Below are 24,093 nucleotides of genomic sequence, written 5' to 3' on the forward strand. Positions count from 1 at the left end.
GGTAGATGCCGACCTTGGTCGGCTTATCCACGCGCGGCGTGGATGCCTTTGTTGATCCGTTCATCCAGCTGCGCCAGCAGGCGCAGCAACGATTCGACGCCAGGCTGGCCATCAAGATTGCGCCAGGCCGCCACGGCCACATCGCTGCGCGGCGGCCACTGTCCGGCTGCGCGCGCCTCATGAAGGCGCGGCAGGAATACCTGCGCAAGCCACTGCTCGAACGGCATGCCATCGTCGCTGCCGAAGGCCGAGGTCACCGCACGCGGTGGCCCCACCTCCCCCACTACCCAGCCCAGCGCACGCAACGCCTGCTCGATCGGAGCCACCAGGGCCGCGCGCGGGTCTTCCGCACGCGGCCGGCGCAGAGCATCCAGCCAGCCCATGACGCGGCTCAGTAGTGGACCACCGAACGGATCGACTTGCCTTCGTGCATCAGGTCGAAGGCTTCGTTGATCTTGTCCAGGTCCATGGTGTGGGTGACGAACGGTGCCAGTTCGATATCGCCCTTCATCGCGTCCTCCACCATGCCCGGCAACTGGCTGCGGCCCTTCACGCCGCCGAAGGCAGTGCCCATCCATTTGCGCCCGGTCACCAGCTGGAACGGACGGGTGGAGATCTCCTGGCCCGAACCGGCCACGCCGATCACCACGCTCTGGCCCCAGCCACGGTGCGCGCATTCCAGCGCCGCGCGCATCACGTTGACGTTGCCGATGCACTCGAAGCTGTGGTCCACGCCCCAGGTGGTCATCTCGACGATGACCTGCTGGATCGGCTTGTCGTAGTCCTTCGGGTTGATGCAGTCGGTGGCGCCGAATTCGCGCGCCAGTTCGAACTTGGACGGGTTGGTGTCCACCGCGATGATGCGGCCGGCCTTGGCCTGGCGCGCACCCTGGATCACCGCCAGGCCGATGCCACCCAGGCCGAACACCGCCACGCTGTCGCCCTCCTGCACCTTGGCGGTGTTGTGCACCGCGCCGATGCCGGTGGTGACGCCACAACCGAGCAGGCAGACGTGCTCCGGGTTCGCGTCCGGATTGATCTTCGCCAGCGAGACTTCGGCCACCACGGTGTACTCGCTGAAGGTCGAGCAACCCATGTAGTGGTACAGCGGCTCGCCGTTGTAGCTGAAGCGGCTGGTGCCGTCGGGCATCACGCCCTTGCCCTGGGTGGCACGCACCGACACGCACAGGTTGGTCTTGCCGCTCTTGCAGAACAGGCACTCGCCACACTCGGCGGTGTACAGCGGAATCACGTGGTCGCCGGGCTTGACGCTGGTCACGCCCTCACCGACCTCCACCACGATGCCGGCGCCTTCATGGCCCAGCACCACCGGGAACAGGCCTTCCGGATCATCGCCGGACAGGGTGAAGGCATCGGTGTGGCAGACACCGGTGTGGGTGATCTTGACCAGCACCTCGCCCTTCTTCGGCGGGGCGACGTCGATCTCGACGATCTGCAGCGGCTGGCCGGGACCAAAGGCGACGGCGGCACGGGACTTCATGGTGGCTTCTCCAGGATCAGGCGGAAAGGGAATGGCAGGACGATCGGCGCGATATGGCGCCGATGCTTATTTCAGGTACGAGCGGATCAACGCGCTCATGTCGCGCACGCGTTCGGCGCGTTGTTCGTCTGAGGCAGCGGGTTGCCCGAACTCCTCGCGCAGATGGGCCTCCATCACTTCGGACATCAGGCCATTGACCGCGCCACGGATGGCGGCGATCTGCTGCAGCACCGGCCCGCAGTCGGCACCGGCTTCCAGCGCGCGATCCAGCGCATCGCACTGGCCGCGGATGCGGCGCACGCGGGCCAGGACCTTCTTCTTCTCTTCGGGGGAGTGCGGCATGGCGGGGCCACTTCGGAACTATACTGGGGGATAGTATACACAGAGGGGCGAATGAAGCCATCTGGTGCTGCCGAGGCATGCCCCAGGGACAGATCAGCCCAGAATATGAATGAACAATAAATAGATTCATTTGTTACTTTTTCATGACGTAGGGTGTCGCATTCGCCCCTGCGTTTACCCCTGAGTCACATTGGCGTGACCAGGGAGAAATCATGTACCGACCGTTGTTCGCCCGCAGTCGCTTGTCTGTCGCGCTGGGTTCGGCATTGGTGCTGGTGGCCGCCGCACCGGCCATGGCGCAGCAGGCCGCCACGCAGGAACAGAAGGCCGAGCCCGCCAGCAGCAAGACCCCCGTGCAGCTGGACCGGATGACCGTCACCGGCTCGCGCATCTACCGCGCCGGTTTCGACACGCTCGAGCCCGCCGCGGTGGTCAGCCGTGAATCGATCGAGAACTATGGCGACACCAACCTCATCGATGCCCTGACCCGGATTCCCGGGGTCAGTGCCGGCGTCAGTTCGCGCGGCGACCAGGCCGGCTTCGGTGCAGGCGTCAACTTCGCCAGCAAGTTCGGGCTGGGCAGCAATCGCCTGCTGACCCTGGTCAATGGACGCCGCTTCGTCACCTCTACACCGCCCACCATCTTCGGAGCCGGCGGCGGCTCGGGCATCCAGGTCGACATGAACGCCATTCCCAGCGTCATGGTGCAACGCATTGAAAGCCTGAGCGTTGGCGGTGCCCCCACCTATGGCTCGGATGCGATCTCCGGCGTCAACAACATCATCCTGCGCGACCGGTTCGAGGGTGCCGAAGTCGAACTGGGCTACGGCAGGACCAGCAAGAACGACAACGAGCGCTACTCCTGGTCGGCCATCTTCGGTACCGACTTCGCTGATGGCCGTGGCCACATCGTGGTTGCCGCCGAGCTGGACAACGCCGATGGGGTGAACGCGCTGCAACGCGATTTCTACCGCCAGGGCTACAGCCTGCAGGCCAATCCCACGGCGGCCAATGCCACTGCCCAGCCCCTGCGCCGGCCGACCAATGATGGCCGCATCGACGGCAGCATTCCGTTCAACACCGGGCCCCGCGATGGTATCCCCGACCAGGTCTGGATCCGCAACCGGCGCATTGCCAGCATGACCTTCGGTGGCCTGGTGATGCCGGCAACCGGCAGCTACACGCGCAACGGCCTGGGCGACATCCTTGGCTTCGGCCCGAACAAAGACAAACTGTGGCAGTTCAACAACGAGGGCAAGCTGGTCGAGTTCAATCCCGGCACCAGCTACGCGGGCGGCAACGCTTCCGGCGGTGACGGCCTGAACCTGTTCGAGACGGTGCCGCTGATCGCCGACCTCGAACGACGCTCGGTATTCTCCACCGGCAGCTTCGACTTCACCGACAACGTGCGCGGTTTCTTCGAACTTTCGCGATACGAAGCGACCGCCCGCGAAACCCTCGACCAGAACGTCTACAACGCGGTGTCCTTCGGCAATGCGCGCCTGGACGGCGGCGGTACCGCCAGCGGTGCACTGACCTTCAGCGCCAGCAATCCGTTCCTCAGTGCGGAAACCCGCAAGATCCTCGCCGACAACGGCATCACCTCGTTCCGCCTGTCGCGATCTTCGCGCGATCTGTCGATGAACAACGCCAGCACCGAAACCCGCCTGACCCGTGCGGTGCTCGGCCTGAACGGCTTCTTCGAGGTCGGAAAGCGCAGCTTCAACTGGGAAGCCAGCGTCACCCACGGCCGCGGTGACTTCGACTACCTCGGCACCGGCCTGATCCAGCAGAACTTCATCAATGCGATCAACGTCACCACCGACGCCAGCGGGCGCATCATCTGTGATGCCACCCGCCCGGGCACCACGGCCGATGCGAACTGCCGCCCGCTGAATCTGTTCGGCGAGAACCAGGCGTCGCGCGAAGCCCTGGACTATGTCTCCACCCGGACCGTGGCCAAGGCGCAGACCCGCCAGACCGTCATCAATGCGTCGGTATCCGGCGGCCTGTTCGATCTTCCCGGCGGCGAGCTGTCCGCGGCGGCCGGCTTCGAACACCGCCGCGAAGAAGGCTCCTTCACCCCCAGCGAGTACCAGCGCCTGGGCCAGGGCCGTTCAGTGCCGACCCAGGCGGCGGAAGGCAAGTACCACACCAATGAAGTGTTCGCCGAAGTGCTGGCACCGCTGTTCAATCCCGACTGGGATATCCCGGTCCTGCATCGCCTGGACCTGACCGCCAAGTTCCGCCGCGTCGACAATTCCGTCGCCGGCGCGTTCAATGCGTTCACCTACGGCATCCAGTACGAACCGATCGCCGGCCTGCAGCTGCGCGGCAACAAGACCCAGTCACTACGCGCGCCCTCCATCGCCGAGCTCTACACCACCCAGCAGCCGGCCTACTACAACATCCCGGAAGTGTGCTCGCTGGACAACATCAGCGGCGGCTCAAATCCGGCGGTGCGTCGCCGCAACTGCCAGGCGTTCTTCGCCGCCTACCCGGGTGCCGATCCGAACACTTTCCGCCAGCAGCCGACCAATACGCTGGGTTCGACCAACGGCAGCACCCGCCTGCAGAACGAAACGGCGAAGTCGTGGACGGCCGGCATCGTGTTCGCCCCAGAATGGATCCCGGGCCTGCGCGTCGCCGCCGACTGGTATGACATCAAGATCAACAACGTGATCACGTCGCTGAGCGCCAACGACATCATCACCGGTTGCTTCGACACTGCCGACTTCAACGCCGCCAACGTCCCCAACGCCAACCGCTTCTGCAGCCTGGTGACGCGTGATCCGAACACCGGCGTGGCTACCAGCATCAAGACCGAGTATGGCAACGGCCCGGTGCTGATGTTCCGTGGCTGGACCGCCGAAGTCGGCTACCGTTGGGACCTGTCGCGCTTCGGCGTACTGGACCTGGACTTCTACGGCTACATGCCGAAGAACCGTGGCCAGGCCGCGAACCGGGACGTGCCGTTCGTCGAACAGGCGGGCAGCTTCAACGAGCCCAAGCGCCAGTTCCGTTGGACGGCCCAGCATCGCATCGGCAACTGGAACTACGGCGTGGCCTCCAACTACACCAGCCGCGCCCAGTACACGATGACCGATACCCCGGAAAGCCGTCAGTACTTCTACCGCGACAGCTGGACCACCTGGGACGCCAACGTCACCTACCGCATCACCGACGCCGCGCGCGTGACGTTGTCGGTGATCAACGTGGGCGATGACATCGGGCCGTTCCCGTATGTACTGGATGCACTGGGCCGTCGCTACATGGCCAGCCTGCGCTACAACTTCAAGTAGGCCTGGCGCAGCGTTTCCACAGGCGGGGCCCGGTGTACGGGCCCCGCCTTTTTTCAGTTCGCCCTTGGATTCTGCAATGTTTCGTATGGACGTCCCCCTCTAGCGGGGCCGACCATCAAGGGAACATCACGCGGAATGAAAATCGATGAAGCACCACCAGAAGATCGCCTACATTCTGCCTGCAGCTCCGGCGAGTCATTGGGGTTCACGCGCATGACAGTCGGCATCCGGCTTGGACAGATCACCGATGAGATAGGAAGTTCCAGCTTCCTGTACGCGTTCTTCTCAACCATCTCCGGGAATCTCGAACCGGATGGATGGGGAAGCCGATTCCCTATCCTCATGAGGCAGCTATATGCCGGCAGACTGCAGCAATCAGATGCTGCCGACGCACTGGCCGAACTGCATATGGTTCGACGTGAGCTGGCCGATCTGCCGCCAGCCCGTGTCATCTGGTCGCTCGAGGATCGAACCCAGCATCCACCGTGGGGAGACGATATCGCTCCCGACATCGACAGCCTGGCGACCTACTTCGTGACCGCACATGGACGCGATCTGATTGCTCTTCTGGCTGAGGTATTTGAAGCACTCCAGGAAGGCGAAGACACGTCCGCCCGGATCGTCGACTACTGATACCCAGCTCAGTCAAACACGCCCTCACCCGCCAACCGGGTCAGCTCATCCACCACGTAGCGCACCTTCGGCCGCAGGTGACGCGTCGGTGGCCACAGCGCATGGATGTCGATGTGCCGCTGCATGTGTTCGTCCAGCACCGATTGCAGCACGCCGGAATCAAGATGGCGGCGCACCAGTGAAATGGGCATCTGGCAGATGCCGAGGCCGGCGATGGCCGCTTCGATCACCGCGTCGCCATCATTGAGTTGATAGGGCGCACTGGGAATGAACGTTCCCTCGTCCTCCTCGCTGCCGATCCGCCACCAGATCGGTTGCCCGTGGCGGAAGCCGACGATGCTGCGGTGCTGCACCAGTTCCTGCACCGTGCGCGGCACGCCATGCGCCTGCAGGTACGCCGGCGATGCGCAGGTGACCAGGCGCTGGCGCCCCAGCCGGCGCGCGACCAGGTGCTCGGCCTGGTGCAGCCCACCGAAACGGATCAGCAGGTCGATGCCCTCTTCGACCGGATCGACGAAGTGATCGGTGAAGGTCATCGTCAACTGCAGGTCCGGATACTGGCGGCACAACCGCAGCAGCACCGGCAGCACCACCAGCCGCCCGAACGAGGACGGCATGTCAATGCGCAGCCGCCCGCTGGGCAGGCCCGCCGAACCCAGACAGGCCTCGGCCGCGGAGATTTCTTCCAGCGCCGCCGCACAGGAGGCGTAGTACGCCTCGCCATCAGTGGTCAGTGCGATGCGCCGCGTAGTGCGATGGAACAGGCGCACCCCCAGCCGCGCTTCCAGCCGGGCGATGGCCTTGCCCACCGCCGAGCGCGAGATGCCCAGCGCGTCTGCCGCCTCGGTGAAGCTGCCCGAGCGTGCGGTCGTGACGAACGTCACCAGGCCATTCAAGGATTCCAGCGGCAGCATCGTTCGCACCCCATTGGGGACAAATAGTCCCCCACCAAGGGAGATCGAAGCGCTTTATGCGCCCGCATGTCAACTCCATCCTGTGTGCATCGCGCCGCTGGCGCCTCTCCCCCGCACCGAGATGACCGACATGACCACCGCCCTCTTCCGCCCGTTCGACCTGACAGGCATCGCCCTGCGCAACCGCATCGCGATGGCGCCGATGACCCGTGCCCGCAACCCCGGCTCGGTCGCCAATGAGCTCACCGCGCAGTACTACCGGCAGCGTGCCAGCGCCGGCCTGATCATCAGCGAAGGCACGCCGGTCTCGCCGCAGGGCCAGGGCTACATCGACGTGCCGGGTATCTGGTCGGCCGAGCAGGTGGCCGGGTGGAAGCTCGTCACCGAGGCGGTGCATGCCGCGCAGGGCACGATCTTCGCCCAGCTCTGGCACGTCGGCCGCATGTCGCATTCCTCGCTGCAGCCCGGGGGTGGGCAACCGGTCAGCGCCGGCACCCGCCCGGTGGCCAGCGCACCGAAGAACACCTCGTTCGTGTACCTGGACGACGGCAGCCGAGGCCACGCCGATCCCACCCCGGCGCGTGCGCTGGCCACCGAAGAGATCTCCGGCATCATTGCCGACTTCGCACGCGGCGCCGACAACGCCGTCGCTGCCGGCTTCGATGGCATCGAGTTGCATGCCGCCAACGGCTACCTGTTCGAGCAGTTCCTCAACCCGCTCATCAACGAGCGCGACGACCGCTACGGCGGCTCGCTGCCGAACCGCGCGCGATTGATCCTGGAGACGGTCGATGCGATGGCCGAGCGCATCGGCGCGCACCGCATCGGCGTGCGCCTGGCGCCGAACAACCTCACCTTCGACATGCCGTTCTACCCCGACAACGAAGCCACCTATCTGTACCTGGCCGAGGAACTGGGCAAGCGCGGGCTGGCCTATGTGCACCTCAACGACAACCTGCAGGCGGGGCAGTCGGTGCTGGGCGAGGCGTTCCTGCAGCAGTTCAAGCAGGTCTACGGTGGCACGTTGATCCTGGCCGGTGGCATGACCCGCGAACGCGCCCTGCAACTGGTCGAGGCCGGCACCATCGACCTGGCCGCATTCGGCCAGCCGTTCATCGCCAACCCGGATCTGGTCGAACGCCTGCAACGCGACGACGCGCTGGCCACGCCCGACCGCAATACCTATTACGGTGGCGGCGAGGCAGGCTACCTCGATTACCCGCGCGCGCAGTAGAGCCACGCGATGCGTGGATGCGGGCGTACACTGCCCACCCGCATCCACCGGATCTGCCCATGGATACGCCCACCGCATCGTTCATCGTCAACCTCGATGTCCCCGGTCTTGCCGCTGCCGAGGACTTCTACATCCGAGCCTTCGGCCTGCGCATCGGGCGCCGTCTAGGCCCGGGCGCCGTGGAGCTGCTCGGTGGGCCAACGCCGCTGTACCTGCTGCAGAACGAGGCCGGCAGCGCCGCCACCGAAGACGGCGACGTGCGCGACTACGAGCGCCATTGGACGCCGCTGCACCTGGACTGGGTGGTGGATGACATCGAGGCCGCACTGGCACGTGCGGTTGCGGCCGGAGCGACGCTTGAGCAGTCCGTGCGCGAGCGTCGCTGGGGGCGCATCGCCGTGCTGGCCGATCCGTTCGGGCATGGCTTCTGCCTGATCCAGTTCAGCGGCGAAGGCTACAACGCGCTGGTCGAATGACCGGTGCGCCGTTCACCACGGCAACGGCACGGCTTCACCGTTGGCGCGCTCACCGTAGTACAGCGACGGCAGCAGGCGCGAGAGGAAACTGAACTCCGTGTAGCAGTGCTTGAGCAGGCCCAGGCCGACCGCATCGCCGGCATCGCAGTGCGGATCGGTGCTGTCCAGGCCGAGCACGAAGCGGCTGCGCAGCACACAGCCAAACGGCGTATCGCGCGCCACGTGCAGCATCTGCCCGTCGCAGGGATCACCGTTTGCATCCAGGCGTACGTGATCTCCGAAGCCGATGCGCGCGGCGATCACCGCCGACACATCGCCTGCATCCTGTGCCACCTGCAGGCGCTCGGGCACCAGCAACGTGCGCGGGTCATGGAACTTCAAACGCGCCGCCACCGGCGGAATATCGGCCAGCGATTCCACCGCGTGGATGCTGGCACCGTGGTAGCTGCGTCCGCGCTGCCAGGCCGCGTCCCAGCCGCGATGCTCGACATGATCAACCGGATGCCACCAGCGGATGTGCTGTGTGGTCTCGAAGAAGGTGAACCACCAGTCCAGCATGCGGCCCTTGCAACCGTGCAGATCGGTACGCACCGCCACCAGCAGGGTGCCATCTTCGCGGCGCTGGATGCCGGTTTCCAAGCGCATCGGTGCGGGGTCGAGCAGATCGTGGTGGTCCAGCCAGGCGCGGGCGTTCACAGCGGTATCCATCGGGGTCTCCTGCATGTCGGGAGACCTGACAATACGGAAACGTTCTTCGTTTCGCAATTATCCGAATGCGGTAAGATGGGCGCAATGAACAGCACCACCCTGCCCGAGCCACCCTCACCAATCCGCCGCCGCGGCCGCCCTGCGCGGCCGGAAGCCGAAGTCCGCCACGCCGTGCTGCAGGCCACGCTGGAGCTGCTGCTGGCACAGGGTTACGAGGCCACCACCATCGAAGCGGTGGCGGCGCACGCCGGGGTAGCGAAGAAGACCGTGTACCGCCACGCCAGCAACCGCGAAGAACTGGTCGGGTTGGCCGTGCGCGAGTGGACCGACGGCTTCGCGCCGCAGTTGCAGCGCGATGCGCACGACGCCGATGAGGTGATGCCGTTGCTGCGGGCCATCCTGCAAGCGGTGTGCGCGCAGGCACTGTCGGCGCAGGCAGTGCAGGTATTCCGCCTGCTGGCCACCGACTTTCCCGGCAAGGACGCGCTGCTGCAGGCCTATCTGGACAATGGCATCGAACGCGGCCGTGCGCTGCTGGCCGACTGGCTGGCGCGTCAGCAGCAGCGCGGGCTGCTGCGCGAGGGAGATGCCGCGTGCATGGCGCGGCTGATCCTGGCGATGGCCGTGGCCGAGCCGCTGCGCGAACGCGTGATCGGTGTGGTGGCCGAGGATGCGCCGGTAGAGGTGCATCTGCGTGATTGCCTGGAATTGTTGGCACCCGTACTGCAGGTGCCGTAGCCGGCCGCATCCACGCATGGCGAGGTTCTACCGGCAGCGCTTCGGATCAGGTCACGCCTGCACGTAGGGTATTTCGCTGTCGATACCGTCGAACGCGATCAGCTGCAGCAGCGGCTGCACGTCCTCGTCACTGATCTCACCCGCAGTGATGTCATCCACGCGTGCATACAACGCCTCCAGCGCCGCTACCTGGTCCCCTCGCAGCCAGCCACGATGGGTACCGAGCCAAGCCTGCAGATTGGTTCCGATATCGCCCTCCGAAAGCAGCGAATCCTCTTCCTCCAGCTCCACCACCGCTTCGGCCATCTTGCGGAACAGGAAGTCCTGGAAGTTCGCGGCCAGCAGATCGGCGCGATCATCGTCATGCCAGACCAGCAGCACCGGCGACTCGCTGGAACCCGGTGCATTGGTCCAGAAACAGTAGTGATCACCCGCGCCGGTGCGCGCGAACGGCAGCAGTTTCAGGTCATCGCGCAGCGGGTTGTAATGATCTTCGGCAGTCAGATCTTCCCACGCTGCGCGCAGTTCGCTCGGCTCGATCGGTTCATAGTCGTTGGCATACAGCAGTACCGGCGGCTGCGGCTGCACCTGCGGGAACACCGTGCGGTACCAGTTCGGGCCCTGCTCGCCCCAGCTGAAACGGTTGTCTTCCACCAGCTGGCGGAACAACGGCGGGAAGGTCTGGCCGGAAGCCTGTTCGAGATCGGCGAGCATGCTCAATGACGTCCTTTTGTTGAGAAGACTCACTCTAGCGGGTGAACGCCATCCACGCATGGCGTGGATCTACCCGGAAAGCTCTCGTTGGAGCCGGTCATTGGACGGCACTGCGCCATCCACCGCGATTCACTCGCGCAGCATATCCACGAACGCACGCAGCGCACCGGGCATCTGCCGCTGCTTCGGGTAGTACAGCGCGAAGCCGGCGAACGGCTCGCTCCAGTCTTCCAGCACCGCCACCATCTGCCCCGATTCGATGTAGGGCCGCGCGGTGTCTTCCAGCACGTAGGCCAGGCCGATGCCATCGAGTACCGCGCCGACCACGGTGCCCTGCTCGCCCAGCGTCAGCCGTCCGGGCACGTCGATCTCCAGCGCCTGCCCACCGCGCTCGAACTGCCACTTGTACAGATGCCCGCTGGCGAAGCGGAAGCGGATGCATTCGTGTGCAGCGAGATCGCGCGGATGCTGTGGCGCGGGATGCCGCCGCAGATACTCCGGCGAGCCGACAATCAGCCCGCGCAGTGGTGGCCCCATCGGCACTGCCACCATGTCCTCGGGTACGAACTCGTGCAGGCGCACGCCGGCGTCGTAGCCCTCGGCGACGATGTCGACCAGGCCGTCGTTCTCGGTCAGCTCCACCCGCACGTCGGGATGGGCGTGCAGGAAGCGCGCCAGCCGTGGTCCCAGCTGTGTCGCCACCGCCGCACGGGTGGCATTGATGCGCAGCAGGCCAGCCGGTGCGGCACGGAACTGGTTCATCTCCTCCAACGCATCGTGCACCTGCCCCAAGGCCGGCTGCAGGCGCTCCAGCAGGCGTTGCCCGGCCTCGGTCAGGGCCACGCTGCGGGTGGTGCGATGAAACAGGCCCACCCCCAACCGTTCTTCAAGCGCGCGGATCGCATAGCTCACCGCCGAGGTCGACAGCGCCAGCTCGGCGCCGGCACGGCGGAAGCTGCGGTGGCGGGCGACTGCGGCGAACGCAGCCAGATGGGAGAGATTGTCAGTGGCCATGATTGTGCAGTTTCACTTGATGAATCATGCCGATATCCGGGCTTTTTGCCGCTGGGTACGGGGCGTATTGTAAAGCGCCTTTCGACAAACCCTGCCAAGGATTCCCCATGTCCCTCGCCCGTGGTTACGCCGCCCATTCACATACCGACCCGCTGATCCCCTACGAGTTCGAACGCCGCGCGGTCGGCCCGGACGATGTACGTATCGAGATCCTCTACAGCGGCATCTGCCACTCCGACCTGCACCAGGCCCGCGACGACTGGGGTGGCTCGATCTACCCGATGGTGCCGGGCCACGAGATCATTGGCCGCGTCACCGAGGTCGGCAGCAACGTCACCCGCTTCAAGGTCGGCGACCACGCCGGCGTGGGCTGCATGGTCGACTCATGCCGCCACTGCGACGCCTGCGAGCACGACCTGGAGCAGTACTGCGCCGAAGGCGCGACCTGGACCTACAACGGCCGTGAGCGCGAAAGCGGCGCGCCGACGTATGGCGGCTATTCCGACCACGTGGTGGTCGAACAGCGCTTCGTGGTGAAGGTGTCCGAAACGCTGGACCTGAAGGCGGCCGCGCCGCTGCTGTGTGCCGGCATCACCACCTGGTCGCCGCTGCGCCACTGGAAGGTCGGCCCGGGCCAGAAGGTCGGCGTGATCGGCCTCGGTGGCCTCGGCCACATGGGCGTGAAGTTCGCCAAGGCCCTCGGCGCGCACGTGGTGATGATCACCACCACGCCGGAAAAGGGTGCCGACGCCAAGCGCCTGGGTGCCGATGAAGTGCTGGTCTCGCGCGATGCCGCGCAGATGAAGGCGCATGCCGGCAGCTTCGACTTCCTGCTCAACACCATCCCGGTCGGCCATGACACCAACCCGTACATGGGCCTGCTCAAGCGCGAGGCCACCATGTGCCTGGTCGGCGTGCTGACCGAACTGGATCCGCCGCTGACCGGCGGCAGCGTGATCTTCGGCCGCAAGCACCTGACCGGCTCGGCGATCGGCGGCATGGCCGAAACCCAGGAAATGATGGATTTCTGCGCCGAGCACGGCATCGTCAGCGATGTCGAGATGATCGACATCAAGAACGTCAACGAAGCCTGGGAGCGCATGGCGAAGAACGATGTGCGCTACCGCTTCGTGATCGACATGGCGACGATGAAGAACGCCGCCTGATCGATCGGCGACTGTGAACGAAGAACCCCGGCACTGCCGGGGTTTCTTGTTTGCGTTGCACGGCCCGTCCGCCGGGCCATGCCCGGCGAGCGAAGCGGTTGCCTCCCTCCTTGGGCATGACGAAGATCAAGGACCCGGCCAGCAGCCGGGCGCAGACTCGCTGCATGGCCCGCCTGCCCTCCCCTGCGATGCTGATGCGCGCGCCGCACCGGCTGCTGTTCTTCATCGGCGCCAGCAACCTGCTGCTGGCAATGCTGTGGTGGGCGTTGTGGCTGGGCGCATTGCGCGGGTTGTGGACGCCGCAGCCACCGCCGCTGCCTCCGGCCTGGCTGCACGCGCTGCTGATGCAGTACCTGGTACTGCCCAGTTTCATCTTCGGCTTCCTGCTCACCGTGTTCCCGCGCTGGATGGCACAGCCGGAGCTGCCACGCAGCCGTTATGCGCCGGTCGGCATCGGCCTGTTTGGTGGGCAGGCGTTGCTGATTGCCGCCGCCTGCGGGTGGACACCCGGGCTGTGGCCCGGCCTGCTGCTGGCACTGGCCGGCTGGAGCGCCGGATTGATCGTGCTGGGACGCGTGCTCAAGGCCGCCGGTCCCAACCGCAACTGGCATGCGCGCGCCTGCTATGCCGCACTGCTGCTGGGCTGGCTGGGGCTGCTGCTGTTCATGGCGGTGGGGCGCGGCCACGCCACGCTGATGCCAGTCACGGTGGCACTCGGCACCTTCGGCCTGCTGCTACCGGTCTACCTCACCGTCGCGCACCGGATGATCCCGTTCTTCGCCAACAACGTGGTGGATGGCTATGTGGCGTGGCGCCCGCTGCGCTGGTTGGCTGCGATGTGGGCGCTGCTGATGCTGCGCCTGCTGTTGAGCGCGTTGCAGGTCGACCACCTGCTGTGGCTGGCCGATGCGCCGCTGCTGATGTTGTCGCTGCAGGCGCTATGGCACTGGTGGCCACGCGGGCCGATGCCGGGCCTGCTCGCGGCCCTGTTCCTGGCACTGGCGTGGCTGCCGATCAGCTTCGCGTTGTATCTGCTGCAGGACATCGGCCAGATGCTGGGCCATCCGCAACTGCTCGGCCGCGCGCCGCTGCATGCCCTCGCCGTGGGCCTGTTCGGCAGCCTGCTGGTGGCGATGGTGACCCGGGTCACCCAGGGCCATTCCGGCCGACCGCTGGTGATGCCGGCAGTGGCCTGGTTTGCGTTCGTCGCGCTGCAGGCGGTGGCGATCATGCGCATCGTCGCCGAGCTGATGCCCGACGCCTACGCGTGGCATTTCACCGCTGCCATCGGCTGGTTGCTGGCCTTGGCACCGTGGGTGGCGCGGCTGGGCTGGATCTACCTGAGCCCACGGCGCGACGGCAAGCCGGGCTGACATCGACGCCGGGCATGGCCCGGCGCTACCGCAATCGAATCAATACGCGAACTCGCGGAACACCGGATCAACGTCGCCGTGCCAGCGGCCATGGAACAGCGCCAGCTTGCGTTCGGCCGGGGTCAGGCCGGACTCGACGATCTCCTGCAGCACGTCCAGGAACTTGCTCTCGTCCTGGCCGTCGGCATTGCGCGCCGCGCGGCGCTTGAGGCCTTCGACGGAAATCTTCACCGCTTCACGGGCCAGGTCGCGCACGCTGCCAGTGCGGAACGGCAGGTTCATCGCATGCTTCGGCACGCCGTCGCGCAGTGCATGGCGCTCGGCCAGGGTGAAATCACGTACCAGGTCCCAGGCCGCATCCAGTGCGGTGTCGTCGTACAACAGGCCCACCCAGAATGCCGGCAGCGCACACAGGCGGCTCCACGGGCCACCGTCGGCACCGCGCATTTCCAGATACTTCTTCAGGCGCACTTCCGGGAACGCGGTGGTCATGTGGTCCGACCAGTCGCGCAGCGTCGGCAGCGCGCCCGGCAGCACCGGCAGCTTGGCCTGCATGAAATCGCGGAAGCTCTGCCCGCTGGCGTCGTGGTAGATGCCATCGCGGTAGGAGAAATACATCGGCACGTCGAGCAGGTAATCGACATAGCGCTCGTAACCGAAGCCATCCTCGAACACGAAGTCGAGCATGCCGGTGCGGTCGGCGTCGGTGTCGGTCCAGATGTGCGAGCGGTAGCTCAGGTAGCCGTTGGGCTTGCCTTCGGTGAACGGCGAATCGGCGAACAGCGCGGTGGCGATCGGCTGCAGCGCCAGCGACACGCGGAACTTCTTCACCATGTCCGCTTCGGTGGCGTAATCCAGGTTCACCTGCACCGTGCAGGTGCGGGTCATCATGTCCAGGCCCAGCGAGCCGACCTTGGGCATGTACGCGCGCATGATCTTGTAGCGGCCCTTCGGCATCCACGGCATCTCATCGCGCTTCCACTTCGGCTGGAAGCCCATGCCGAGGAAGCCGAGCTGCAGCTCACCGGCCACCTGTGCCACTTCGTTGAGATGGGTGCCGGTCTCCACGCAGGTCTGGTGGATGGTCTCCAGCGCCGCTCCGGACAGTTCCAACTGACCGGCAGGTTCCAGCGTCACCGAGGCACCATCGCGCAGCAGGGCGATCGTGTTGCCGTTCTCCTGCACCGGCTCCCAGCCGAAGCGGACCAGGCCGTTGAGCAGCGCTTCGATGCCGCGCTCGCCTTCAAAGGTCGGCGGGCGCAGGTCATCCAGGCGGAACCCGAACTTCTCGTGCTCGGTGCCGATGCGCCACTGCGCGCGGGGTTTCTCGCCGGAGGCGATCACCTCCACCAGCTGCGAGCGGTCGGTAATGGGTGTATCGGCGACGTGGCTGGGGCTCGACAAGGGGAAGGCTCGCTGGACAGTGGCGGGGGATGTGGGGCCCGGGGCCTTCCATCGCAAGGGCGCACTATAGCGTGGCGACCCGTTGCGTCATGCGACGGAGACGGTTTTCAGCATCCTACCGACGCCCTCTTGACCCTCGTACACTCGGGGCCATGAGCCGCCATTCACGACACCCCGAACTGCACCGCTCCGAGCGCGTCGGCTGGCTGCGTGCCGCCGTGCTGGGGGCCAACGATGGCATCGTCTCGGTGGCCGGCCTGGTGGTCGGCGTGGCCGCCAGCGGCGCCTCCGCGGCGACCATTCTGGCCACCGGCGTGGCTGGCACCGTGGCCGGCGCGATGTCGATGGCCGCTGGAGAGTATGTCTCCGTGCAGACCCAGGCCGACACCGAAGACGCCGACCTGGCGATGGAAAAGCGCGAACTGCACGAAGATCCGCACAGCGAGCTGGAAGAGCTGACCGCGATCTACCGCCACCGCGGCCTGGAGCCGGCGCTGGCGCGGCAGGTGGCCGAGCAGCTCACCGCCCACGACGCACTGGGCGCCCACGCCCGCGACGAGCTGGGCATCACCGATACCCTGCGCGCGCGCCCGCTGCAGGCAGCGCTGGCCTCGGCCGGCGCCTTCACCTGTGGTGCGGCACTGCCGGTGCTGACCGCGCTGCTCGCGCCGGTCGACAAGGTCGCGATGATGACCACCGCCAGCACCCTGCTCGGCCTGTGCCTGACCGGCGCGATGGCGGCCCAGGCCGGCGGCGCACCGCCGGTACGCGGCGCGATCCGGGTGATGTTCTGGGGCGCGTTGGCGATGGCCGCGGCCGCCGGCGTCGGTCGCCTGCTCGGCGCACACGTGACATGACCGCCATGCTGCCCCCGGCCACCGCACTGCTGGCCGAGATGGCCAGTCTGGCAGGCTGTGAGCGCGCCGAAGGCTATGCCTGCATCACCGCCCGTCGCGAGCATGGCGCCAGCTCGGTGGAGATTCCGCAACCGCAGTTCGCGATCCTGCTGGAAGGCCGCAAGCAGGTGCGCACCGCGCACCAGTCGCTGGAATTCATCCCCGGCGACATCCTGCTGCTGACCCAGCGCTGCCGCATCGATGTGGTCAACACGCCCGACCCGGGGACCGGCCGCTACCTCAGTGCCATCGTGCCGCTGTGTGCCGAAGTACTGGCGGCCGCACGCACGCTGTGGAGCGAGGACCTTCCCGCGCCGGGCCAGGCGATGGCACGTCTGCCGTTGATCGACCATGGCCCGGTGCTGCGCCAGTGGCGGCAATCGCTGCAGGACGGCCGTTACAGCGAGGCACGATTGGCCCTGGCCTCGCTGGTATTGACCCTGTGCCGGCAGGGCCACGGCAACCTGCTGCTGCCGCAGGCGCCGAGCCTGGGCGAACAGATCCGCGACCGCATCGCCGCCGAACCGGCACGCGACTGGCAATCGCGTGATGTGGAAGAACAGTTCGCGCTGAGCGGTGCGACCCTGCGTCGTCGTCTCGCCGCCGAGGACACCAGCCTGCGCCAGCTGCTTACCGAGGCCCGGCTGGCGCATGGCATGCAGCTGCTCTACACCACGGACCTGCCATTGAAGACCGTCGCAGCACGCGCGGGCTACCGGTCTGCGGCGAGTTTCAGCAAGCGCTTCGCCGAGCAGTACGGACTGGCTCCCACAGACATTTGAGGGGGTTCGGCAGGGCTGCGCCCTGCACCCGCAGAGGCAACAGCAACGTCCGAAGCAACAGCAACAGCGGCTATCCGAGGGATGGCGGGGGCGGTGTCGGAGTGCGGGGACGCTGCAAGTACGTCCCTGTAAGCTTGGCAGCCGCATCCATGCGGCTGACACCCCGCACTCCGACACCGCCCCACCTCTGACAGATCTCCGCGGCTGTTGGTAGGTGTCGACCTTGGTCGACACCTCTGTCAGATATCGAATAAGTCATCCACGCATGGCGTGGATCTACTGTGTCGACCAAGGTCGACACCCACCAGAGCAGTTTGCCGTTCCGACAGATCGCAGAAAACTGTCGAAGGCGGGGTGGGTCCGGTTGCGGGGGCGTGAGCCGCATGGGCCCGAGGCATGCCTCGGGCGGGTTGGGTAGGACGCCCAACCCCGGTCTTGCCGTGTGCGCAGGACAGCGCACACGAGCAAGCGGCGACCGAGCTTACATGGGTGAGGGCGCTTTGCTTGCGAAGCATTGCTTCGCAAGCGCCCGAACGCACAGCCGCCAGCGGCTGGGCCGGGCCCCGGAGGGGGACTTGCAGCGGCCCCCGCAACCGGACCCACCCCGCCATCCCACGGATAGCCCGCTGTTGCTGTTGCCTCGGCTGTTGCTGTTGCTTCGGCCGTTGCCGTTGCCGTTGCCTCTGCGGGTGCAGGGCGCAGCCCTGCAGACAACACCCCTCCCTGAGCATTCCGCGTAGTGGTTTGAGCGCCGCACACACGTCGGCCACGGCACGCTATGCGGCAACGGAACCACCCGTCGTCCACCGAGAACCACCATGTCCCTGCGTCCCCTGCCGCTGCACCACGCCCTGCTGTTGGCCCTGTCATCCCTGCCACTGGCCGCGCTGGCCGAAACCACGTCGCCTGCCCCCACCCAGCAGGTCCCAGGCGTCTACCACCAGCGCGTCGGTGCGCTGCAGGTCACCGCCCTGTTCGATGGCGTGGTCGCGCTGGGCCGGCAGGAAGTCGTGGGCGTGCCGCCGACGCTGGTCAGCCGCCTGCTGGAAGGCCGTTACGTGCCCGAAGACAAGAAGGGCCTGCAGACCGCGATCAATGCTTTCCTGGTGCGCCAGGGCAACCACCTGACCCTGGTCGATACCGGCACCGCGCAGTGCTTCGGCCCCGGCCTGGGCCAGGTGCTGGGCAACCTGCGCGCCTCCGGCGTGGACCCGGCCGAGGTGGATGAGGTGCTGCTGACCCACGCCCATCCGGACCATCTGTGCGGCGTGCTCGACGCGCAGGGCAAGCCGGCCTACCCGAATGCCACGGTGTGGCTGTCCAAGGCCGATGCCGACTACTGGCTCAACCCGGCCAGCGAGGCCACCGCGCCGAAGGGCGTGCGCTTTGCCTTCCCGCTGGCGCGCAACGCGGTAGCGCCCTATCAGGCCAGCGGCCACCTGCGCACCTTCAGTCCCGGCGATGCCCTGCCCGGTGGCGCGGTGGCGATGGACACCCATGGCCATACGCCCGGCCATGTCTCCTACCGGTTCGACAGCCAGGGCCAGTCACTGCTGGTGTGGGGTGATGTGCTGCACTTCCACGCGGTGCAGTTCGCGCACCCGGAGGCGGCCTTCGAGGCCGATTCGGACCGCAAGGCGGCCATCGCCAGCCGTCGCGGCCTGCTGCAGCAGGCCACCGCCAACGGTTGGTGGGTGGCCGGTGCGCACCTGCCGTTCCCCGGTCTGGGCCATGTGCGTGGCGAGGGCAAGGCCTATGCGTGGGTGCCGGCGGAGTATTCGCCGTTGTGAGGGTGTGCCGACCAAGGTCGGCACCCACCCGATCCGGTAGCGCCCGGCTGCCAGCCGGGCGACCGGAAATGCCTTATTCCAGCCCCAGCCAGCCGCCGATGATGCCGCGGGCTTCGTCCACACCGGTGCGGGCGGCGCCGGAGAACACCTGCACGCTGACCGTATCACCGAAGGAGGAGTGCAGTTCCTTGCGCACCTTCTGCAGGGTCTGCATCTGCTGGCTGCGGCTCAGCTTGTCGGCCTTGGTCAGCAACGCATGCGCCGGCAGGCCACGCTGCACGGCATAGGCCAGCATCTGCCGGTCGTAGTCCTTCAGCGGGTGGCGGATATCCATCACCACCACCAGGCCCCTCAGCGCATTGCGGGTGCGGAAGTAGCGGTCGATGAAGGCCTGCCAGTGCGCCTGCAGGTCCAGCGGCACCTTGGCGTAGCCGTAACCGGGCAGATCGACCAGATGGGCTTCCGGGGTCACCTGGAAGAACACCAGCTGCTGGGTGCGGCCGGGGGTCTTGGAGACCCGGGCCAGGCTGTTCTGGCGGGTCAATGCGTTGAGAGCACTGGACTTGCCGGCGTTGGAGCGGCCCGCAAAGGCCACTTCGGCCCCCTCATCGGGCGGCAGCTGCCCCATGTTGTGGGCAGAGAGGTGGTATTGAGCGCGTTCGATGAGCAATGACATGTGCATAGGATCGCATGTTGTGGCACCGCGCGCCCGGCCCCGGGCCCTCCGCCGGGAAAATGCTGCACTGCTGCGTTGACCGTGCGCGGAAACGGCGTTGATAATCCGGACGATGCCGTGGCTGCCGCCCGGCCCGGTCCATACGGAGCTTTAGCATGCGCCACGCTCGCGTTCTTGCCGTATCCGCCCTTGCCACTGCCGTAGTCGTTGCCGCCGCTGCGTTCGCGCAGACCACGTTGACCCCGCTGCCCGACAACGGGCCGATCAACACCGCCTCGCTGGAGGTCGATTTCAGCAAGACCCACTGGGGCGATGCCAAGGCCGGCCAGACCAAGGCCTCGGCCTGCGCGGCCTGCCATGGCGCCGACGGCAATTCCACGGTGGAGATGTACCCGTCCATCGCCGGCCAGAGCGAACGCTACGTCGCCCAGCAGATGGCCCTGATCGCCAATGGGCAGCGCAGCTCCGGCGCGGCGGTGGCGATGGTGCCGTTCGTACAGAACCTCACCCCGCAGGACATGCGCGACATCGGCGCGTTCTTCGCCACGCAGAAGGCCACTGCCGGCATCGCCGATGACACGGCGGTCACCGACGGCCCCTACAAGGGCATGAAGTTCTACGAGATCGGCCAGCAGCTGTACCGTGGCGGTGACGCCAAACGCGGCCTGCCGGCCTGCATGGCCTGCCACGGCCCCAGTGGCGCCGGTAATCCGGGCCCGGCCTATCCGCACATCGGCGGCCAGCACGCCAGCTATGTCGCGCGCCGCCTGCAGGAATACCAGGCCGGCCAGACCAACGAGACCGACAAGGCGCACTTCCAGATCATGGCTGCGGTTGCGCAGAAGCTGAGCGAGCAGGAGGTGCAGGCGCTGTCGAGCTACCTGCAGGGCCTGCACAACAAGGCCGACGACGTGGCCGTTGCCACCGCGCCGGCACAACCGGCTGCCGCCCCCTGACCACCACTGGTCGGCCCGGGTCGCCACGCCGGCCCGCGGCTGCGGTATGTTTCCTTCACGCCGGCGACCGCGCCGGCGTTGCTTTTTTCAACGGAGATGCGTGTCGATGAGGTTGATTTCCCGCCTGCTGTTGTCTGTGCTGGTGCTGCTGCCACTGGTAGCCTGCGCCGCCACCCCCGCCAATGCCCCGCTGGTCGAAGGCAAGGACTACGAGCGCATCGCCCAGCCGGGCCCGTTGCAGCCGCTGGCCGGCAAGATCGAGGTGGTCGAGGTCTTCGGCTACACCTGCCCGCACTGCGCCCGTTTCGAACCGCAGCTGGAAGCCTGGGCAGCTAAGCTGCCGGCCGATGTGCGCTTCACTCCGGTTCCGGCAGCCTTCGGCGGCGCCTGGGATGCCTGGGCACTGGCCTACTACGCCGCCGACGAAGTCGGCGTGGCCAAGCGCAGCCATGGCGCCGTGTTCAAGGCCCTGCACCAGGACGGCTCGCTGCCGATGCAGAACGTCTCGGCCGATGAGCTCGCCACCTTCTACAAGGCCTACGGCGTGACCCCGGACCGTTACCTGCAGGCCCTGCGCGGCGATGCCGTACAGAAGAAGGTCGATGCCGCCCGCGCGTTCGCCCAGCGCACCAAGATCCCCGGGACCCCGGCGCTGATCATCAACGGCCAGTACCTGGTCCGTGGCGACAGCTTCGACGACCAGCTGCGCATCGCCTCGGCGCTGATCGCCCAGGCCCGCGCCGCCCGCGGCCGCTGAACCAACACCCACCACCGACACGGCGCTGTCGCCGCCGCGTGTCATCATTTCCCCCTGGCCGGCGCATGACGCCGGCCCCACCTTTCCAGATGCTGGAGACGTTTCCATGAAGATCCGTTACGCCCTCGCCCTCGCAGCGCTGCTGCCGATCCTGGCGGCCTGCAAGGCCGACGACGGCAGCACCAACACCACCGCGGCCCCGGCCGAACCGGCTGCAGCTCCGGCGACCACCGAACCGGCCGCTCCGGCCGCTGGCAGCGAAGGTGCCGCACCGGTCGCTGAAGGCGACAAGGCGCCGGCTGAAGCCGCCCCGGCCGCTGCACCGGCCCCGACCACCACCGCACTGACCGGCCCGGCCCCGGTGGAAGGCGCCGACTACCAGGTGATCCCGAACGGCCAGCCGTTCCAGCCGGCCGCCGGCAAGATCGAAGTGACCGAGATCTTCGGCTATGTCTGCCCGGCCTGCGCCGCGTTCCAGCCGCTGGTCGGCCCGTGGAAGGCCGGCCTGCCGAGCGACGTGAACTTCGTCTACGTGCCGGCCATGTTCGGCGGTACCTGGGACAACTACGCCCGTGCCTTCTACGCCGCGCAGACCCTGGGCGTGCAGGAGAAGACCCACGAAGCCCTGTACGCTGCCATCCATTCGCAGAAGACCCTGAAGGGCGAGCGCGGCACCGATTCGGTTGACGACATCGCCAAGTTCTACGGTGCCTACGGCGTGGATCCCAAGCAGTTCGCCGCCACCATGGGCAGCTTCGCGGTGAATGCCAAGACCAACTCGGCCAAGCAGTTCGCCCAGCGCAGCCAGATCAGCGGCACCCCGTCGATCATCGTCAACGGCAAGTACCTGGTGAAGGGCAAGAGCTTCCCGGACATGCTGCGCATTGCCGACCACCTGATCGCCCGCGAACGCGGTGCGGCCCAGGCTCACTGATCCAAGAGAAGCGTTTCCCGGCCGTGAATTCCCCCCGTACACGGACCCTGCGCTTGCTGACGGCCAACATCCAGGCCGGCTCAAGTACCCGCCGCTACAGCGACTATGTGACCCGTAGCTGGTCACATGCGCTGCCGGCGGGCCGCAAGCGCAGCAGCCTGGACGCGATCGCCACCCTGGCGCGCGAACATGACATCGTCGGCCTGCAGGAGGCCGACCCGGGCAGCCTGCGCTCGGGCTTCACCAACCAGACCCACTACCTGGCCCAGCGTGCCGGCTTCAACTACTGGAGCCACCAGCCGAACCGGCGCATGGGCGGGGTCGCCTCCAGCGCCAACGGCCTGCTGAGCAAGCTGGAACCGGTGGAAGTGCAGGATCACGCCCTGCCCGGCCGCATCGGCGGGCGCGGCGTGCTGCTGGCCAAGTTCGGCGACGGCGCCGATGGCCTGGCGGTAGCGGTAGCCCATCTGTCGCTGGGCGCGGGTTCGCGGATGTCGCAGCTGGGCTTCATTGCCGAGCTGCTGTCCGACCATCCCAACGCCGTCCTGATGGGCGACTTCAACTGCCTGGCCGAACGCCCGGAAATGCAGGTGCTGTACCAGAAGACCCGGCTGCAGCCCCCCGGCTGCATCGTGCCGACCTTCCCCAGCTGGCGCCCCGATCGCGCCATCGACCACATCCTGGTCAGCAGCGGCCTGCAGACCCGTACCGTGGAAGCCGTACCGGCCGCGTTCTCCGATCACCTCGCCCTGGCGATGCAGATCGACGTTCCGGCCAACGCCCTGCGCTGACCGCTCCTGGTGGGTGCCAACCTTGGTTGGCACGCTCTCCGCCGGGCATGGCCCGGCGCTACCCCGCCTGCACCACTGGCACCTTCAGCCGCCGCGCGGTCATCGTGCTGCCCACCGAGGCCAGCACCGTGCAGCCGATCGCCAGCCACTGCAATCCATGCAGGTGCTCGTGCAGCAGCAGCATCGCCCACAGCGCGGCTACTGCCGGCTCCATGCTGATCAGGATGCCGAAGGTCTCCTTGGGCAGGCGCTTGAGCGCCATCATCTCCAGCGACATCGGGATCGCGCTGGACACCAACGCCACCAGCAGGCCAGCGGCCAGGATCTTCGGATCGAGCAGTGCGGCGCCGGCATGCACCACGCCCACCGGCACCACCACCAGCGACGCCGCCAGCAGCCCCAGCGACACCGAATGCCCGGCGTGCAGATGGCCGGCACGCTTGCCGAACACGATGTACAGGCCCCAGCACGCCGCCGCACCCATGGCATACAGCACGCCGGCCGGGTCCAGCGCCGGGCCGCCACCGATCGGCAACAGCAACAGCAGCCCCACCGCCGCGCAGCCTACCCACAGGAAGTCGATCGGTCGTCGTGATGACAGCATCGCCACCGTCAGCGGCCCGGTGAACTCGATGGCCACCGCGATGCCGAAGGGAATCGTGCGCAGGGCCATGTAGAACAGCAGGTTCATCAGGCCCAGGGTGAGCCCGTAGCGCAGGATGGTGATCGCATCCACGCGGCTGGTCTTCCAGCGCCATGGCCGCCAGAACAGCAGCAGCAACAGCGCCGAAAAGCCCACGCGCAGCGCGCTGGTGCCCTGGGCACCGATCAGCGGGAACAGGTGTTTTGCGTAGGAGGTGCCGATGGCCAGCGAGGTGACCGAGCCGAGCACCGCCAGCGCCGGCAACATCGGCGCGAGTCGTGAGGTCTGCATGCGCAAAGTCTATTGCGCCGGCGCCGAGCACTTGGCTCAATTGACGGCCCGTTCGTGC

24 protein-coding genes are annotated in these 24,093 nt (G+C 66.9%); 14 read left to right on the forward strand and 10 right to left on the reverse strand.

Annotated elements, in window-relative coordinates; genetic code table 11:
- Positions 1-23 precede the first annotated feature (23 nt).
- From ACZK3W_RS18570 to frmR, 3 genes are all read right to left on the reverse strand, one after another.
- A complete protein-coding gene (locus tag ACZK3W_RS18570) occupies positions 24-383 on the reverse strand; it encodes a YqcC family protein (RefSeq protein ID WP_049421830.1) in 360 nt (119 codons plus the stop codon).
- An 8-nt stretch (positions 384-391) separates the two neighbouring features.
- Positions 392-1,501, reverse strand: a complete 1,110-nt coding sequence (locus ACZK3W_RS18575; protein WP_012512082.1) for an S-(hydroxymethyl)glutathione dehydrogenase/class III alcohol dehydrogenase — start codon at positions 1,499-1,501, stop codon at positions 392-394.
- Positions 1,502-1,567: 66 nt separating this feature from the next.
- Positions 1,568-1,843, reverse strand: coding sequence for a formaldehyde-responsive transcriptional repressor FrmR (gene frmR, locus ACZK3W_RS18580; protein WP_005411009.1), 276 nt, complete (start codon positions 1,841-1,843; stop codon positions 1,568-1,570).
- Between the two features lie 212 nt (positions 1,844-2,055).
- Here frmR and ACZK3W_RS18585 point away from each other — a divergent pair, with 212 nt between their 5' ends.
- The gene (locus tag ACZK3W_RS18585; protein ID WP_478450168.1) at positions 2,056-5,145 is read left to right on the forward strand and encodes a TonB-dependent receptor domain-containing protein; all 3,090 of its coding nucleotides are present in this window, start codon (positions 2,056-2,058) and stop codon (positions 5,143-5,145) included.
- A 135-nt stretch (positions 5,146-5,280) separates the two neighbouring features.
- Positions 5,281-5,778: an Imm70 family immunity protein gene (locus ACZK3W_RS18590; RefSeq protein WP_293797536.1), complete on the forward strand. Its 498-nt coding sequence runs from the start codon at positions 5,281-5,283 to the stop codon at positions 5,776-5,778.
- 8 nt (positions 5,779-5,786) lie between these two features.
- On the opposite strand, the gene ACZK3W_RS18595 is transcribed toward ACZK3W_RS18590, so the two are convergent.
- On the reverse strand, positions 5,787-6,692 hold the full coding sequence (locus ACZK3W_RS18595) for a LysR family transcriptional regulator (protein WP_478450169.1): 906 nt from the start codon (positions 6,690-6,692) through the stop codon (positions 5,787-5,789).
- Positions 6,693-6,822: 130 nt separating this feature from the next.
- On the opposite strand from ACZK3W_RS18595, the gene ACZK3W_RS18600 reads away from it, so the two are divergent.
- Entirely contained in the window at positions 6,823-7,926 is a 1,104-nt protein-coding gene (locus tag ACZK3W_RS18600; protein WP_478450170.1) for an alkene reductase, read from the forward strand.
- Between the two features lie 59 nt (positions 7,927-7,985).
- Positions 7,986-8,402, forward strand: coding sequence for a VOC family protein (locus ACZK3W_RS18605; RefSeq protein WP_478450171.1), 417 nt, complete (start codon positions 7,986-7,988; stop codon positions 8,400-8,402).
- Positions 8,403-8,414: 12 nt separating this feature from the next.
- Here the strand turns inward: ACZK3W_RS18605 and ACZK3W_RS18610 are convergent, their stop codons facing one another.
- A complete protein-coding gene (locus ACZK3W_RS18610) occupies positions 8,415-9,110 on the reverse strand; it encodes a DAPG hydrolase family protein (protein WP_107433164.1) in 696 nt (231 codons plus the stop codon).
- 75 nt (positions 9,111-9,185) lie between these two features.
- Between ACZK3W_RS18610 and ACZK3W_RS18615 the strand changes: the two genes are divergently transcribed.
- Positions 9,186-9,848 carry a TetR/AcrR family transcriptional regulator gene (locus tag ACZK3W_RS18615; RefSeq protein WP_071229532.1) on the forward strand — a complete coding sequence of 221 codons (663 nt, stop codon included), beginning with the start codon at positions 9,186-9,188 and terminating at the stop codon, positions 9,846-9,848.
- Positions 9,849-9,899: 51 nt separating this feature from the next.
- Here ACZK3W_RS18615 and ACZK3W_RS18620 read toward each other — a convergent pair whose 3' ends face one another.
- Together ACZK3W_RS18620 and ACZK3W_RS18625 are read right to left on the reverse strand one after the other, a co-directional pair.
- Positions 9,900-10,562 (reverse strand): SMI1/KNR4 family protein, encoded by a 663-nt coding sequence (locus tag ACZK3W_RS18620; protein ID WP_285301564.1) that lies wholly within the window; start codon positions 10,560-10,562, stop codon positions 9,900-9,902.
- Positions 10,563-10,691: 129 nt separating this feature from the next.
- Positions 10,692-11,576 carry a LysR family transcriptional regulator gene (locus ACZK3W_RS18625; RefSeq protein WP_125895894.1) on the reverse strand — a complete coding sequence of 295 codons (885 nt, stop codon included), beginning with the start codon at positions 11,574-11,576 and terminating at the stop codon, positions 10,692-10,694.
- A 107-nt stretch (positions 11,577-11,683) separates the two neighbouring features.
- On the opposite strand from ACZK3W_RS18625, the gene ACZK3W_RS18630 reads away from it, so the two are divergent.
- A complete protein-coding gene (locus ACZK3W_RS18630) occupies positions 11,684-12,742 on the forward strand; it encodes an NAD(P)-dependent alcohol dehydrogenase (protein ID WP_032129891.1) in 1,059 nt (352 codons plus the stop codon).
- A 116-nt stretch (positions 12,743-12,858) separates the two neighbouring features.
- Complete coding sequence (locus ACZK3W_RS18635; RefSeq protein WP_478450172.1) at positions 12,859-14,115, forward strand: NnrS family protein; 1,257 nt, start codon at positions 12,859-12,861, stop codon at positions 14,113-14,115.
- A 39-nt stretch (positions 14,116-14,154) separates the two neighbouring features.
- Here the strand turns inward: ACZK3W_RS18635 and ACZK3W_RS18640 are convergent, their stop codons facing one another.
- On the reverse strand, positions 14,155-15,519 hold the full coding sequence (locus ACZK3W_RS18640) for a glutamate--cysteine ligase (RefSeq protein ID WP_032129893.1): 1,365 nt from the start codon (positions 15,517-15,519) through the stop codon (positions 14,155-14,157).
- A 152-nt stretch (positions 15,520-15,671) separates the two neighbouring features.
- Between ACZK3W_RS18640 and ACZK3W_RS18645 the strand changes: the two genes are divergently transcribed.
- The 3 genes from ACZK3W_RS18645 (at position 15,672) to ACZK3W_RS18655 (ending at position 18,987) form a co-directional block, all read left to right on the forward strand.
- A complete protein-coding gene (locus tag ACZK3W_RS18645) occupies positions 15,672-16,376 on the forward strand; it encodes a VIT1/CCC1 transporter family protein (protein WP_049421856.1) in 705 nt (234 codons plus the stop codon).
- The gene (locus tag ACZK3W_RS18650) at positions 16,373-17,197 is read left to right on the forward strand and encodes a helix-turn-helix transcriptional regulator (protein WP_049400270.1); all 825 of its coding nucleotides are present in this window, start codon (positions 16,373-16,375) and stop codon (positions 17,195-17,197) included. Before ACZK3W_RS18645 ends, ACZK3W_RS18650 begins: the two co-directional genes overlap by 4 nt.
- 818 nt (positions 17,198-18,015) lie before the next feature.
- Complete coding sequence (locus ACZK3W_RS18655; protein ID WP_423162501.1) at positions 18,016-18,987, forward strand: MBL fold metallo-hydrolase; 972 nt, start codon at positions 18,016-18,018, stop codon at positions 18,985-18,987.
- Positions 18,988-19,060: 73 nt separating this feature from the next.
- On the opposite strand, the gene yihA is transcribed toward ACZK3W_RS18655, so the two are convergent.
- Complete coding sequence (gene yihA / locus ACZK3W_RS18660; protein ID WP_041864681.1) at positions 19,061-19,663, reverse strand: ribosome biogenesis GTP-binding protein YihA/YsxC; 603 nt, start codon at positions 19,661-19,663, stop codon at positions 19,061-19,063.
- A gap of 155 nt (positions 19,664-19,818) precedes the next feature.
- Between yihA and ACZK3W_RS18665 the strand changes: the two genes are divergently transcribed.
- From ACZK3W_RS18665 to ACZK3W_RS18680, 4 genes are all read left to right on the forward strand, one after another.
- Positions 19,819-20,619 (forward strand): c-type cytochrome, encoded by an 801-nt coding sequence (locus tag ACZK3W_RS18665; RefSeq protein WP_032128969.1) that lies wholly within the window; start codon positions 19,819-19,821, stop codon positions 20,617-20,619.
- Between the two features lie 106 nt (positions 20,620-20,725).
- Positions 20,726-21,376: a thiol:disulfide interchange protein DsbA/DsbL gene (locus ACZK3W_RS18670; protein ID WP_478450173.1), complete on the forward strand. Its 651-nt coding sequence runs from the start codon at positions 20,726-20,728 to the stop codon at positions 21,374-21,376.
- 106 nt (positions 21,377-21,482) lie between these two features.
- On the forward strand, positions 21,483-22,310 hold the full coding sequence (locus ACZK3W_RS18675; RefSeq protein ID WP_478450174.1) for a thiol:disulfide interchange protein DsbA/DsbL: 828 nt from the start codon (positions 21,483-21,485) through the stop codon (positions 22,308-22,310).
- 53 nt (positions 22,311-22,363) lie between these two features.
- A complete protein-coding gene (locus tag ACZK3W_RS18680) occupies positions 22,364-23,101 on the forward strand; it encodes an endonuclease/exonuclease/phosphatase family protein (RefSeq protein WP_182474396.1) in 738 nt (245 codons plus the stop codon).
- A gap of 58 nt (positions 23,102-23,159) precedes the next feature.
- On the opposite strand, the gene ACZK3W_RS18685 is transcribed toward ACZK3W_RS18680, so the two are convergent.
- Positions 23,160-24,035 carry an EamA family transporter gene (locus tag ACZK3W_RS18685; RefSeq protein WP_032128972.1) on the reverse strand — a complete coding sequence of 292 codons (876 nt, stop codon included), beginning with the start codon at positions 24,033-24,035 and terminating at the stop codon, positions 23,160-23,162.
- Positions 24,036-24,093: the final 58 nt, after the last annotated feature.

This window comes from Stenotrophomonas sp. 80084_Sma (genome assembly GCF_056481995.1).